15 protein-coding genes are annotated in these 13,550 nt (G+C 51.8%); 3 read left to right on the top strand and 12 right to left on the bottom strand.

All coding sequences use genetic code 11. The features are described from left to right. The first annotated feature begins 55 nt into the window (after positions 1-55). Positions 56-1,768, top strand: a complete 1,713-nt coding sequence (locus tag J2I46_RS19165; RefSeq protein WP_207330671.1) for a tetratricopeptide repeat protein — start codon at positions 56-58, stop codon at positions 1,766-1,768. A gap of 127 nt (positions 1,769-1,895) precedes the next feature. Here J2I46_RS19165 and J2I46_RS19160 read toward each other — a convergent pair whose 3' ends face one another. The 5 genes from J2I46_RS19160 to J2I46_RS19140 form a co-directional block, all read right to left on the bottom strand. Then, positions 1,896-2,492 (bottom strand): hypothetical protein, encoded by a 597-nt coding sequence (locus J2I46_RS19160; RefSeq protein ID WP_207330670.1) that lies wholly within the window; start codon positions 2,490-2,492, stop codon positions 1,896-1,898. Between the two features lie 158 nt (positions 2,493-2,650). Next, on the bottom strand, positions 2,651-3,136 hold the full coding sequence (locus J2I46_RS19155; protein ID WP_207330669.1) for an adenylyltransferase/cytidyltransferase family protein: 486 nt from the start codon (positions 3,134-3,136) through the stop codon (positions 2,651-2,653). Further along, positions 3,137-3,535 carry a lipocalin family protein gene (locus tag J2I46_RS19150; protein WP_207330668.1) on the bottom strand — a complete coding sequence of 133 codons (399 nt, stop codon included), beginning with the start codon at positions 3,533-3,535 and terminating at the stop codon, positions 3,137-3,139. A 66-nt stretch (positions 3,536-3,601) separates the two neighbouring features. Continuing rightward, complete coding sequence (gene pnuC, locus J2I46_RS19145) at positions 3,602-4,276, bottom strand: nicotinamide riboside transporter PnuC (protein ID WP_207330667.1); 675 nt, start codon at positions 4,274-4,276, stop codon at positions 3,602-3,604. Positions 4,277-4,395: 119 nt separating this feature from the next. Further along, a complete protein-coding gene (locus J2I46_RS19140) occupies positions 4,396-6,036 on the bottom strand; it encodes a DEAD/DEAH box helicase (protein ID WP_207331005.1) in 1,641 nt (546 codons plus the stop codon). Positions 6,037-6,470: 434 nt separating this feature from the next. Between J2I46_RS19140 and J2I46_RS19135 the strand changes: the two genes are divergently transcribed. Next, positions 6,471-6,647, top strand: a complete 177-nt coding sequence (locus J2I46_RS19135) for a hypothetical protein (RefSeq protein ID WP_207330666.1) — start codon at positions 6,471-6,473, stop codon at positions 6,645-6,647. A 65-nt stretch (positions 6,648-6,712) separates the two neighbouring features. Continuing rightward, positions 6,713-7,120, top strand: a complete 408-nt coding sequence (locus tag J2I46_RS19130; RefSeq protein WP_207330665.1) for a DUF4332 domain-containing protein — start codon at positions 6,713-6,715, stop codon at positions 7,118-7,120. 48 nt (positions 7,121-7,168) lie between these two features. Here J2I46_RS19130 and cdaA read toward each other — a convergent pair whose 3' ends face one another. The 7 genes from cdaA to J2I46_RS19095 form a co-directional block, all read right to left on the bottom strand. Continuing rightward, on the bottom strand, positions 7,169-7,972 hold the full coding sequence (cdaA, locus tag J2I46_RS19125; RefSeq protein ID WP_207330664.1) for a diadenylate cyclase CdaA: 804 nt from the start codon (positions 7,970-7,972) through the stop codon (positions 7,169-7,171). A gap of 88 nt (positions 7,973-8,060) precedes the next feature. Beyond that, positions 8,061-9,038 carry a ribonuclease Z gene (locus J2I46_RS19120; protein WP_374758098.1) on the bottom strand — a complete coding sequence of 326 codons (978 nt, stop codon included), beginning with the start codon at positions 9,036-9,038 and terminating at the stop codon, positions 8,061-8,063. Beyond that, positions 9,001-9,420, bottom strand: coding sequence for an anti-anti-sigma factor (locus J2I46_RS19115; RefSeq protein ID WP_207330662.1), 420 nt, complete (start codon positions 9,418-9,420; stop codon positions 9,001-9,003). The genes J2I46_RS19120 and J2I46_RS19115 overlap by 38 nt, the downstream gene beginning before the upstream one ends. A 23-nt stretch (positions 9,421-9,443) precedes the next feature. Continuing rightward, positions 9,444-10,412 carry a phosphoribosylaminoimidazolesuccinocarboxamide synthase gene (locus J2I46_RS19110; RefSeq protein ID WP_207330661.1) on the bottom strand — a complete coding sequence of 323 codons (969 nt, stop codon included), beginning with the start codon at positions 10,410-10,412 and terminating at the stop codon, positions 9,444-9,446. Positions 10,413-10,533: 121 nt separating this feature from the next. Continuing rightward, on the bottom strand, positions 10,534-11,709 hold the full coding sequence (locus J2I46_RS19105) for an acetyl-CoA C-acyltransferase (protein ID WP_207330660.1): 1,176 nt from the start codon (positions 11,707-11,709) through the stop codon (positions 10,534-10,536). A gap of 34 nt (positions 11,710-11,743) precedes the next feature. Then, positions 11,744-12,451, bottom strand: a complete 708-nt coding sequence (locus J2I46_RS19100; RefSeq protein ID WP_229379849.1) for a tetratricopeptide repeat protein — start codon at positions 12,449-12,451, stop codon at positions 11,744-11,746. A gap of 45 nt (positions 12,452-12,496) precedes the next feature. Continuing rightward, a complete protein-coding gene (locus J2I46_RS19095; RefSeq protein WP_207330659.1) occupies positions 12,497-13,450 on the bottom strand; it encodes a VWA domain-containing protein in 954 nt (317 codons plus the stop codon). Positions 13,451-13,550: the final 100 nt, after the last annotated feature.

Raw genomic sequence — 13,550 nt, 5'->3', positions numbered from 1 at the left:
CCAGGATGTTGGCTGGCTGGTGAAAGCGCATCTCGTTCTAAAACCTAAACAACAAATGAAAACTCAACGAATTCTGCTGGCAGCATTGACGCTGACCAGTGTCTGGCCGGCGCTTGCACAAACGCCGGCGCCCGACGCCACAACGTTGCTAAGTATGGGTCGAAGCAGCGAAGCCAGGCAATTACTCATCCAGAATGCCCGGCAGAATCCGTCTGCCCAAACCTATTTCCAGGCGGGCTATGGCTATTTGCGCATCGGACAACCCGACTCGGCGCGTAGCTGGTTTGAAAAGGGCGTTCCAATGGATGAAAAGCGGGAGCCGCTCAATGAAACAGGTATTGCCATTAGCTACTTGCTCCAGGCCGATGCTGCATCGGCCGACGTAAAACTGGCCGAAGTACTGAAAAAAAGTAAAAACAAGAGTGCATCCATTCTGTATCGGATTGGCGAAGCCTATACGGGCTATCTGACCCCCGCCAATGGGTCTATCAAACCCGTGTACGAAAAAGTGGTTGATGCCGCAAAAGCGATCGAGTACCTGACGAAGGCGTCAGAGCGCGACAAAAAAGACGGAGCCATTCAACTGGCGCTTGGCGATGCCTACTACCTTAATAAAGATGGCGGTACGGCGGTGGCTCGATACGAAAGTGCCCTGGAAATGGGCATGGAACCCGCGCGGGTGTATCAGCGAATCGGCGACATCTACTGGCAGGGGCGAAACCTGAATCTGGCCGTTGAGAACTACAGGAAAGCCATCGATGCCAACGTCAACTACGCCCCGGCCTATAACCAGCTGGCTGAACTGTACTATCTGGTGAACCGCTACAAAGAGGCTGCCAGTTATACCGATCAGTACATACGGGTTGCGAATGACAAGCGCCCGGAGATGTTGCTACGGTCGGCCCAGTTTCATTTCCTGGCCAAAGAGTATCAGCGAGCCGTTGATATAATCGATAGCAATCGAACTGCGCTCGCCCAGAACCCAATTGTTTACCGGATAGAGGGGTGGTCATATTCGACGCTGAAACAACCGCAGAAGGCCATTGAGACCATTGGCACCTTTCTGACAAAAGCACCTGAGAAAGTGATTTCCGATGATTACAAGTACCTGGGGCAGGCCTATCTAAGCGTAGAGGCGGGTTCAGATTCGCTCAAGGCTATCAGTGATTCGGTGGGGGTCACGTACCTGGAGAAAGCAGCGCCCTTCGATACGACAGACAACCTCTACAGCGATATTGCCAAGTATTATTACCGGGCAAAAAAACATCCACAGGCGGTAGCCGCCCTCGATTCGGCTGCTAAACATGGCTTTAAGCAAGATGTACAGGATCTGTTCCGCTACGGCATGAGCAACTATACGCTGGGCTTTGCCCGCGACAGTCTTGGTAAATTACTTCGTGATACGCTTCGTTTCGCCCGGGCTGATTCTGCCCTTGCCCTTGCTCAGAAAGGCTCGCCCGAGTATTCGCCAACAGTGCTTTATCGGGCCAAATCAAATTATTACGCGTATACACCGGAAGAAGCAGTTCGAAATGGTAAAGCAAAACCCTATTTCGAGCAGTTCATCAGCATGGTGGCCGATAAAGCCGATGAGCGAAAACGCTACGAAAAAGATTTGATCCTTGCGTTCAAATACCTGATTTCGTACGAGGAACTGGTGGCTAACGATGTAAAGGCACGTGCCGAATGGATCAGTAAAGGGCTTGAATTATTTCCTGGTAATAAGGAATTAACGCTGATTAGCGGCGCTGAATCAGCAAAGAAGTAAGCGTTAAGCCAGCGCCGTTTGGTTGCCTGCTGAGTAACCGAATAGATACCTGTACTATGAGAAGGCTGGTTTACCGCTAAGTGTTATGCTGGTTGTAAATCGGCCTTCTGGTAGGCGAAACGCCCGACTAGAATCGGTAGCCGGCCCGAAATCCCAGAAAGGGAATCACTCCGGATGAGCCCACGATGGCCGCACCGCCATGCAGACTTACCTGTGTGTTCAGCGCCAGTGCGTAGGTGTATTCAACGGTGGCGTGCCCACCCAGATTCCAGTTTTTGCTCAAACTGCGAACGGCGTAAATGGGCGAGCCGCTGGGAATCGGGTAGGGGTATACTTTGACAAATAAGTCATCGTCGCTAAACCAGGCTGATGGGCCGCCACCAATTCGGAGTGCATGATGAACGGAATGGAGCAGGTTGTAGGTAGCCGTTAGATCAAGCGTGACGCGCCTGCGGCTGTTGGTACCCACGCTGACGAAATCAGGCACCAGAACAGTTAACCGCTGGCTGCTCATGAAGCCCGCTGAGACCCCGAGGCTGAGCCGGTCGCGCGAGGCGTAGCGACGATAGTCAAGCGCAAATCGGTATTTAAGCCCATTGGCAGGGTCAATGCCGAAGTGGTCTGCGCCGATCTGAATTGAATTTCTCGCTGGCACGTAGGGAGTCTGTGCCAATACCGGCAAGACGGTTACTAAACAGCTAAGGAGCAGGAAAACGCGCTTCATATATCCGGCAGTTTACTACGAGTCAGCGAGGGAACGATACTACGTTGAACAACGACTATGGGTATTATTTCGGAATTGATAGGCTAAGCGGATTTATAGGTCAATATACCTGTTTTTTTAGCTGTAGACAATGATTTTAGGCACGAACGACCCTACGCTTACTTCGCCTGAGGGGGATCGATAAAGTAAGAATACACTATGTCCGGAATGAAGCGGACGTAACGGGCCGGGGCCTGTCTGATCAGCGTGGCAGAAACCGGTACTTTCTCTCTGGCCGGGTCAAAGGGAACGTACCTGAGTTTACTGTGGTGGGCCAGCGGCAGGCCATATTCCTCTGAAGCAAAGAATACACTCACGGTGGGAAATCGTTTTTTGATAAATTCTGCCCAGGCTTTTGTTGCTTCCCAGAGTGGCAGCGTCGGATCATGAAAGTCGTCGGCTTCGGCTACCACCTCAATAGACGGGTAAGGAGCCATTAACTCAGTTAGCCAGACCAACCGAATTGCCGCCGGAATCGGATCGTCTGGCGTATAACTCATCGACACGATCAACTGATCGCACTGCTGGCGAGCAAACTCAATGAGGGCGAGATGCCCTGCGTGGACAGGCATGAACTTGCCAAAAACCAGACCAGTCGTACTCATCTATCTGACGAAAATGTACTCTCCATTGCTGAACGGATTAAGCACCAGCCGTTTGCTGTCTACCGAAACAACTTTTACCAATTGCCCAGCCATTGATGACATGAGAAATGTTCTAATTCTAAGATCTTTATTTTCAATCGAATAGTTTCCCGAGCCACTTAAAAAACCGTATTCAGCGGGGGTTGTATTTTGATAGGTCTCCGTATACTGGCCGTTGCTGTCGAACGTAACAAGTACGCTTTTATCCGTTGGTACGGTGATCGTGGTGCAGGCAGTAGTGCTGGTTGGTTTGCAATACGTGGCAAGCCGCCAGGTGCCAACGAAGACGTTTGCCGGAATGGAGTCTGATGTTGAACAGGCAACTACAAAGACAAGGAGGGCGAGTAGTGAGAATTTCATGTGACGCTTGGCTGGTTTTATCACCCTTGACCCAAAACAGCTACCGGTAGTTGGAAATCAGTGCAATTAGCTGATTGATTTCTGCGAGGGATAGCTCCTGAATTCACGGGTCCAGAGGTAAGCTCCCTGAAGGGCGATCAGGCAGAAAATTCCATACTCAATCGAGACGACTTTTACGCCTTTGATGAAATACACATACGTCAGAATGATATCGATCAGTAACCAGACGTACCAGCACTCCACCCGTTTCTGAATCATCATATACGTGGCTACGATGCTCATGACGGTGGTAAACGAATCGATGTACGGGAAAGCGCTGGGCTGGCTGAATACGAGAGGTAACCAGATGTGCAGGTTCTGGGCAAACGTACCCAGCAGCAACGTACCCAGCAAGCCCATGACCGACCAGATTACCAGTTGCCGGATGGGCATCAGGCTGATTCTCAGTTCTGCCTGCTGATTCTCTTCGCCCGGTTTGGGGTGCGTCCACCGCCACCAGCCCTGTATGTTCGTTACCAGGAAAAACACCTGCAGAAACATATCCGGGTAGAGTTGGATCTGAAAGAACAGAAAGAAGAACAACACAACGCTCACGGCACCAATTGGCCAGCTCCAGATGTTAGCCCGTGCCGATAGCCACACGGCCACCCCTCCGCTCACAACACCGGCAAATTCAAGGTAACTCATCGGGTAACCCCAAACGGTGAAAAAGATCGTTTTAATGTCGAAAAGAGAAAGCATAGAGGATCAACGGGCAACTTGTTCGGGTATGGCAACAAAGTAAAAGCTCGTTTTCTGAGTGGCCCCGGTTTTAAAGGGAACACATCACAAAACGAGCTTTAAACTTATTTGCCTATCGGTCAGTCAATATCTCGCCAGGTTGAAATAGGGGCGAAAGTTACGGCTGCTTCAGGTTCGGCTTTGGCCGCAACAACACCGTCACTGGCTGATTCAACCGGGTTCTCGCCTGCGTTAACCTGTTTAGGTCGGCTTTTACGCCGTTTTTTGCGTTTTGGCTTGGAAGCCTCTCCCGAAACCGTCTGTCCGTCAGTTGCTGGTAACGGGATCTCGTTTAGCTCATGGCCAGCAGTAGCCACAACTACTGGCTGTTCACCAGCAGGACGAGGCCCACGATTGCGGCGGCGATTATTCCGACGGTTCGGATCGCGCTCTGCACGCGGAGCTGCAGTGCCATCGGCTAATTCAACTGGAACTGGTACGTCCTCTGCCAGGGGAGCGGCTACCATTTCCGGACGTGGCGACCGGTCACCGGCGGGCCGATCTGGGCGCCCACCTCTGCTTGAGTCGTTGTGTCGGCCTGAATTACCGCGCCCATTCCGGCCAGCCTCACGGCCTCCGCGCCCGTTGCTGCGTCCACGGTCAAAAGGCCCCGGCTCGTCACGAACGCCAGCCACCGGGCCGGGCCCATACCCTAGTTCTTCCGTGATCGACAGCCGGTCGAGTTTACGCTCGATCAGCTTCTCAATCCGGCCCAGCTTATTCATGTCGGCCTCATTCACAAACGTGATGGCTGTGCCTGTAGTAGCTGCCCGTGCCGTACGGCCAATCCGGTGAACGTAATCTTCGGCGTCGCGGGGTACGTCGTAATTGACAACGTGAGTGATGTTGTCCACGTCGATACCCCGTGAGAGTACGTCTGTGGCCACGATAATCTGCAATTGTTTATTCTTGAATTCGCGCAGCACCACTTCGCGCTCTTCCTGTTCCAGGTCTGAGCTGATGCCTTTGGCAACGTACCCACGCTTGGCCAGCGCCCGCACAATGGCATTGACTTCTGATTTCCGCGAGGTGAACAGCACCATGCTCTTCACGTCCATTGTGCCCATCAGATGTTCCAGAAGAGGAAGCTTCTGGTGGTCTTTGGCCAGATATATCTGTTGATCGATCCCCGCCGCCGGTTTCGAAACCGACAGCCTGATCTCTTCCGGACTAGTTAACAGTTGACTGGCAAGAGTGCGAATTTTCGGGGGCATCGTGGCCGAGAACAGCAGGGTTTGCCGTTCTTTAGGCAACGTAGCCACGATCTTCAGAATGTCGTCCGAGAAGCCCATATCGAGCATTTTGTCGGCTTCATCCAAAACGAGGTAGTTCAGTTTATCGAAATTGACGTACCCCATCTGCATGTGCGCAATCAATCGGCCGGGCGTGGCAATGATGATGTCGGCACCTGTTTCCAGGGCTTTGCGCTGCTTATCCCAGTCGTCGCCTTTACCGCCACCATAAATGGCAATACTGGTTGCCGACACGAAATAGCTAAACCCTTCTACCTGATCGTCGATCTGCTTGGCCAGTTCGCGCGTGGGCACCAGCACCAGCGTGCTGGTATGATCGTGTTCAGCGTGGGCAATTTTGTCGAGAAGCGGAATAAGAAAGGCGGCCGTTTTACCGGTGCCGGTCTGAGCGCAGGCGATCAGGTCTTTACCTTCCTGAATAAGGGGGATGGCCTGCTCCTGAATGGGCGTGGCCTGTTTGTAATTCATGGCCTCAACACCCGACCGCAGGTCGTCGTGGAGGTTAAATTCCTGGAATGTCAAGGTAACAGCTTGTAAAGTGAATGATCGGCTGACCTTGTCTTCCCGGGTCAGCAACCGCTTGATAATGAAACAAAGATAGCCAAAAACCCGTTCAGCCAACTCATGGGCCATATCCGCTCTAATGGGCCCGTAAACCGCTGATCGCTGCCTGCGCACACACGACTGATTGGCAGGTATACCTCTGCTTTTTGCTACTTTTGTACAGCTACCGCAGTCTGGATGCCCACTAGCTGAAGAGCTTATGCTGATTTGTTGCCACATAAGCAGTTAGTTGCCTGCCTTGCCAGCGTATTGGCTGACCAATGCTGGAGGCGGGCTGGCGGGTATTACATTAAAGAGGCATTAGTGCGGACGGTTTGAATATATTAATGTATTGAATTATGACGTTTGTTGAGTATCTGGCAACTAAGAAAATCGACGCTGTTCAATTTGAAGTCGCTGAGCCGAAGCTATTTGCAGAATGGGCTGCGCTTTTTGGACAGATGCATCCGGAAAGTTTTACCGTTCAGAAGAAATTTCTACTTAATCCAACCAGGCGTAAATACTTATTGCGTTAATTTATAGTTGCCTCGCTGACCTGTATGTCAGTACTGTTTCATTTTACACCTCACCCATTACTACTATGAGCCTCACTCTTGGTGAATTAAAAGGTATCAACGATACCTTGATTAATTTGTTAAAAGCCCAGGGTTTAATTGATTCCGACACTCTGCTGGAAGCGACCCGTACCCCATCCGGACGGAAAGATCTCGCCGAAATGATTGGTATTGACAAAGCTGTTATTCTGGAATTAGCGAACCGTGCCGATCTGGCCCGTATTAAAGGCATTGGCCGTGTATACAGTGATTTGATGGAAGAAGCGGGTGTTGACACCGTAAAAGAACTAGCGAAACGCGTACCTGAGAACCTGCATGCCAAACTGGTGGAAATCAATAGTGTGCGCCAGCTCACACAGCGTCCACCTTCGGCAGACCAGGTTGCCGGTTTTATTGAGCAGGCCAAAAACCTGCCCGCCATGCTCGAATATTAAACAATGAAGTTATAAAAAAGGGGCTCAGGATTATCCTGAGCCCCTTTTTTAGGTTAATGGTCTGGCTAAGTACCTGACTAATCGTTCTTCCAGATCGTGTAGATTCAGGTTGATGTCCAGTTTCCCGTCTGTGGCTAAGGAGAGTCGGCCGGTTTCTTCCGATATCGCAATCACGGCAGCATCGGTCGCTTCACTCATGCCAATAGCGGCCCGGTGGCGAAAACCCAGTGTAGCGGGTAACTCGGCATCGTCAGACACGGGCAGGATGCAACGTGCTGCTCGTATACGTCCCTCACCGATCAATACCGCGCCATCGTGCAATGGGCTGTATTGGTTGAAAATCGCCAGGAGTAATTGCTTGGATAATTCGGCATCGAGCCGTTCGCCGGTCTCGGCTACTTTCGACAGGTCATCGTTCCGTTGAATAACCAGCAAGCCTCCAGCAAATTCTGCCGCCAGTGTTTTGCAGGCATCCAGTACCGGGCGAAGTGGCGTAAGCGGCTCGGGCTTATCGATCTGCCGAAGCAACCACCGACGTACCCAGCGGTTATTACCGATGTTTGTCGACTTACCGATAAGCAATAAAAAGCGCCGGATTTCCTGTTGGAATATGATGATCAGGGCCAGGGCACCAACACTGATAAAATATTCGAGAATTGTTGTCAGGAGATTCAGCCCCAGAGCTTTAGCAACCAGGTAAAAGAGGTAAACCAGGAGGTATCCTACAAATACCCGGCTGGCCACACTACCCCGTACTAAATTATAAATCTGGTACAGTAGCAGGGCAACAACCGTTATATCGAGAAGATCAAGCCAGCCGACATCAAGAAAGCCAAGGTGAAAAACAAACATGAAGAAGTGAAACTATATAAACAGAATTGAACGCCAAGATACGACGATTGCCTGCTCGACAACATGCGTACTGGTGTAATTAATAGGTTTATATAGCGAACGACTGCCCCTCAATGGCTAACTCAGTTGCCGTAAATTCGTCCTGCGCTTCAGTCAGGAACTCGTCGAAGCTTTTGTACCGTGATGAAAAATGCCCGATCAGTAACTGACCAACGTCGGCTTTTTGGGCCAGTAATGCGGCCTGGCGGGCAGTGCAATGGTATACCTCAGAAGCCCGCTGGCCGTTATCGTCGCGGAACGTTGCTTCGTGGTACAGCAGGTCAACGCCCTGAATCTGGTCGATGATCCGCTCGTTATAACGTGTATCTGAACAGTAGGCATACGATCGCGGAGCCGGGCCGGGCGTTGTATACTCGTTCGCCGCGTACAGGGTATGGCCTGTCTCGTCCAATGCGTCGTGGCCCTCTTTCAGGGTTTTGAGCACGGCTACAGGTACGTTGTCTGGCAGTTTTTCGCGGAGTAGTTTTGGTTTTGGCGGCTTTTCGCGGAACAGAAAGCCCGTACAGGCAATGCCGTGATCTAATGGAATGCTTTCCACCGTTAAGCCCGGCAGATCGAGTAGCAGGGCTGGTTTTTCAGCGCTGATAGCCTGGAAATGAAGCGGGAAGAAGAATTTACCGTTCGAAATGCGGAACGTAGTTGTAATGATTTCGTCGAGGCCATGGGGGCCAAACAGAAACAGGTCTTCTGTGCGCCCACCCATATTCAGGCTTGAGAGCAAGGGCATCAACCCAAAATAATGATCACCGTGGAGGTGGCTGATAAAAATATACTTCAGCCGACTGGGCCGGGCACGCTGCTCAATGAGCCGGTATTGCGTACCCTCGCCACAGTCAATTAAAAAATGGTCGTTGCCATACGTAACCAACTGTGCCGTTTGGTGGCGGTCCAGTGCAGGTGATGCTGAACCGGACCCTAAAATTGTTACCGCAAATGGCACTGCCGATGGCTTGTCAGCAACCGGGAGATCAACGTTCGGGTTCGAAGCTTTCGTCCAACTCTCCATCATACTCATCGTCGGCTCCGCTACCGAAATCGTTTTCTAATTCGTTTATGAATACGGCATCAATCGCTTCCTCCACCGTGGGTAAAATGGTGAGATCGGCGATGTTGGCTTCGTACAAAAAATCGGTCAGGTCATCATTTTTGGTGACCAGCACCAGTAGCCCGAGTTCATTGCTACACTGCCGATTGATCTTCCTGATCGCCATTACACCGGCGTCGTCTACAATCTGAATCGTAGCTAGGTCGACAATTTGGCGGCTAAACCCCTCTCGGAACAGGCCTCTGGCGGTGGTTTCAAATTTGGCGGGTGCATCACCGACAAATTGCCCTTCACTGGCGCGAAGTAGGGCATACCGCTCTGTCTTCTCGATACTAAACTCCATTTATTCTGATGCGTTTTTTATAATTAGAAAGAATGTACACTTTTTTCCAAATAGGCCAAAATTGCTTTTTCAACACGGGCGTTGGCATCACCTTCGTCTGTCAATGTAAAAGCCTGGCCGGTCACTGTCTCGTAAAGCTCAATATAGCGGGCCGAGATCTGATTAATCCATTCGTCGCTCATTGTAGGTATCGTCTGCCCGTCTTTTCCCTGAAAGTTATTGGCAATAAGCCATTCTCTAACGAATTCTTTCGACAATTGTTTCTGGGCTTCTCCGGCTGCTAATCGCGCTGCATAACCATCTACATAATAGTACCGGCTCGAGTCGGGCGTGTGCACTTCATCGATCAGATAGATGGTATCGCCGATGCGGCCAAATTCGTATTTGGTATCAACCAGAATCAGTCCACGATCGAGCGCCATCTGGCTTCCCCGTTCAAAAAGGGCCAATGCATACGTTTCTAACTGACTGTATGCTGCCTCACTGACCAGACCACTGGAGATGATAGCCTCGCGTGAGATATCTTCGTCATGGCCTTCGTGTGCCTTGGTCGTGGGGGTTACGATTGGCGTCGGCAACTTTTCGCTTTCGCGCAGGCCGTCGGGCAAGGTGACGCCGCAAAGTTCACGGCCACCATCACGGTATGTGCGCCAGGCATGACCTGCCAGGTATCCGCGCACGACCATCTCTACCGGATACGGTTCGCAAGCCCGGCCAACACTCACATTGGGGTCGGGTACGTCGATCAGCCAGTTGGGAACGATATCGGCCGTGGCGGCCAGAAAATGGGCCGCTGTCTGGTTCAAAACCTGACCTTTGTACGGAATCGGACGTGGTAATACCACATCAAACGCCGAGATACGGTCAGAGGCGATCATCACCAGCAATGGCCCCCCGGGCTGATTGGCAAACGAATACACGTCGCGCACTTTACCCTTGTAATAGCCGGTTTGGCCAGGGAATGAGAAATGGGTCTCCTGAATGGCAGGCATAAACTAGAGGTTGTAGTTGCAGGTTGTGAGTCAACAGTCGGCAGTCGTGCCACTCGTATCTACTGTGAAATTAACTGGCGGCGCGGCTGCCAACTATTGACTTTCAACCTAGGACTTATTTTTACATTCGTTCAATAATAATCGCCGATGCACCACCGCCACCGTTACAGATGCCAACAGCCCCGTACCGACCGTCCCGCTGATGGAGTACGTTGATTAGCGTAGAAACGATGCGTGAGCCAGACGAACCCAGTGGATGACCCAGCGAAACTGCACCACCAAATACGTTTAGTTTTTCCTGAGGTACGTTCAGCACCTGGCTAAAGGCCAGCGGAACAACGGCAAAGGCTTCGTTTATTTCAAAAAAGTCGATCTGATCAATGGTTAATCCGGCGCGTTCCAGCGCCAGTGGCACTGCTTTAGTTGGAGCGGTGGTAAACCACTGCGGCTCCTGTTCGGCATCAGCGTAGGCTATGATGCGAGCGAGCGGCTTCAACCCCAACTCGGCGGCTTTGGTAGCGCTCATCAACACCAGGGCCGATGCTCCGTCGTTAATGGTCGATGCGTTCGCCGCCGTTACGGTACCTGTTTTGGTGAAGGCGGGTTTCAGCGTCGGAATTTTATCGAAAAAAACGTTTTTGTATTCTTCATCTTCACTTACCGTTACCGGCCCTTTCCGCCCGGGTACGTCGACAGGTACGATTTCTGTGGCGAACAAACCAGCAGTCGTTGTTGCCTCGGCCCGGTTGTAAGACTGTATGGCGTAGGCATCCTGTTCCTCCCGGCTGATCTGGTACCTCTCGGCGGTTGCATCGGCAAAAACGCCCATTGCGCATTGGTCGTATACGTCGATAAGACCATCTTTTGCCAGCCCATCTACCAGTTCAGCGTTACCATATTTGTAGCCAAACCGGGCCTTAGGTACGTAGTAAGGAACATTCGACATGCTCTCCATGCCGCCTGCTACCGCTACATCGACCAGCCCAAGCTGAATGCTCTGGGCCGCCAGCATGATCGACTTCGTTCCGGAAGCGCATACTTTATTGATGGTGGTACACGGAACCGTGGCGGGTATACCGGCTTTCAGTGCTGCCTGTTTGGCCGGTGCCTGACCCACATTGGCCGAGACAACGTTACCCATATACACTTCCTGAACAAGATTGGCAGCTATGCCTGCGTGGCCGAGCGCTCCTTTGATCGCCGCTGCGCCCAGGTCAGTGGCCGACAGTGTGGATAAAGCACCGCCAAAACTGCCAATAGGCGTGCGTACGGCGGATATGATGACTACATCGTTCATGATTGACTGGTCGAGTATTGATGAAGAAAATGACTCACCACCGTCCGGTTGGCTTGTCGGTTTTTGGTTGGGCGGCCCGTCGGCGTGCTAACTCATAGGGGAGGTCGTCGGCCTGAAGGGCATCCAGCACCTGACGGGCTTGCTCGTCCGAGAGTGTTGTGTTTCTGGAGCGGGTTAGTCGATCCTGTTGTTGCTCCGTTTTTTCTACCTGCTGTCCCTGCGCTGCTTCTGGCTCCGGTGTAGGTTGCGGTTGCTGCTGAACCGTTTTCTTTCGGGGTTGCTTACCGGAAAAACGCAGCTTCAACAGCTCGAAGTTCTGACGGGCCACTCTGTTATCCGGATTATTCAACAAGGCACTTCGAAATTGACTCAATGCGGTAGTGGTATCTTTATTAAGGCAGGCTAGAAGGCCAAGCTGCGTGGCGGCAACTGCTACTAGCTGAGGTGTGGCTCCGGTACCTTCCTGCTCGTACTGCCGCTTTGCTGACGCATACTGACCAAGCTGGAAATAGACATGACCCAGGTTTATCCGCTCGCCAAGTGAGGGTGAAGGACTGCTTCGTACCAGGTAACGATAATGGGTGAGTGCCTCCTGATACCGTTTGGCCCTATATGCTTCCGTAGCTTGTCTGCGCACCTGATTACGCCGCGAGATTAAGCCCAGTTGTGTCTCTGCCAGCATGGTTTCGAACCAGGTGGCAGCAATGAGCAGCAGACTGGCCAGGCGTACTACAAGTATCATACGGGAAGCAAAAGTACGGAATTTTATGAGTCAGCGACGGGCTGTTCAAAGTCGAAGTGTTCGTACGGTGATCAACACATCGAGCATAAGGAAGAACAGGGCCATTCCCAGGAAATAGTAGTATTTGTTCGTAGTAACAGTTATTCGCCGTTGATTGATAGTGCGGCCCGGTAACGACCGCAGGGCAGTGGTCAGGTCATTGGCCATATGTTCTGACATATCGATGTACTGGCCAGATGTGGCCTGCGCCAGTGTACGCAGAAAATCGCGGTTCAGGCGCGTATGAGCCAGTTGCCCCTGCTCGTCAGTCAGAAACGTCCGGCCATTTCGGAGTGTACTTCCCACATCTGTACCTACGCCGGCGGTAAACAGGGCAATATCGTAACGAGCCAGTCTGGTTAACGCGGCTGGTGGGCAGTTACCAAAGTTTTCACCATCGCTCAAGAGCACAACAGCCCGTGTGCGTTGGCGGGTGCTCGAATCTGTCAGCATTTTGGTAAGCGCCAGATCGATCGCATCGCACAGGTTAGTGCCCCCACCGGCAGGGCTTGTCCGTACGGATTGCAGTAATTGGTTCAGTGCCTGATGGTCGGTTGTGAGGGGGGATAGGACAAAAGCATCATCGGCAACTAATATCAGGCCAAAGCGATCGGTTACTAATGAATCGGTCAGCTGCTGAAGGGTAAACTTGGCCCGTTCAAGGCGGGTAGGAGCGATGTCGGTAGCATCCATGGATCGGGACACATCGAGCAGCAGAAAGACATCACGCCCCTGCGCCGACATAGCCCTTGCTGCTTCGCCGAATAGTGGCCCCAGCAACGCAATCAGCAACATACCGATAGCGAGCGACCTAAGCACAAATTTAGGCACAACAGACCAGGGGGTTGTGTTTAACTGACGGGCCAACCGAAGGGTACGGATGAAATATAAAGCGTAGAAGCTCAGAAAAAGCCCGACGATAATGACCTCCGTCGGCGAAAATGAAAATAACCAGTTCATAAAAAAAAATTTGCCCGTTACCTCATTTACCGGGAGACCAGTCAGTAAGCTCACTCCCAGATATTTGTCTGGGAAACGGGCTGTTATTCGCTGTCCGGCG

The sequence above is a fragment of the Fibrella forsythiae genome, from assembly GCF_017353175.1.
Classification (GTDB): Bacteria; Bacteroidota; Bacteroidia; order Cytophagales; family Spirosomataceae; genus Fibrella; species Fibrella forsythiae.
This window is presented reverse-complemented; position numbering and strand designations above follow the sequence as displayed.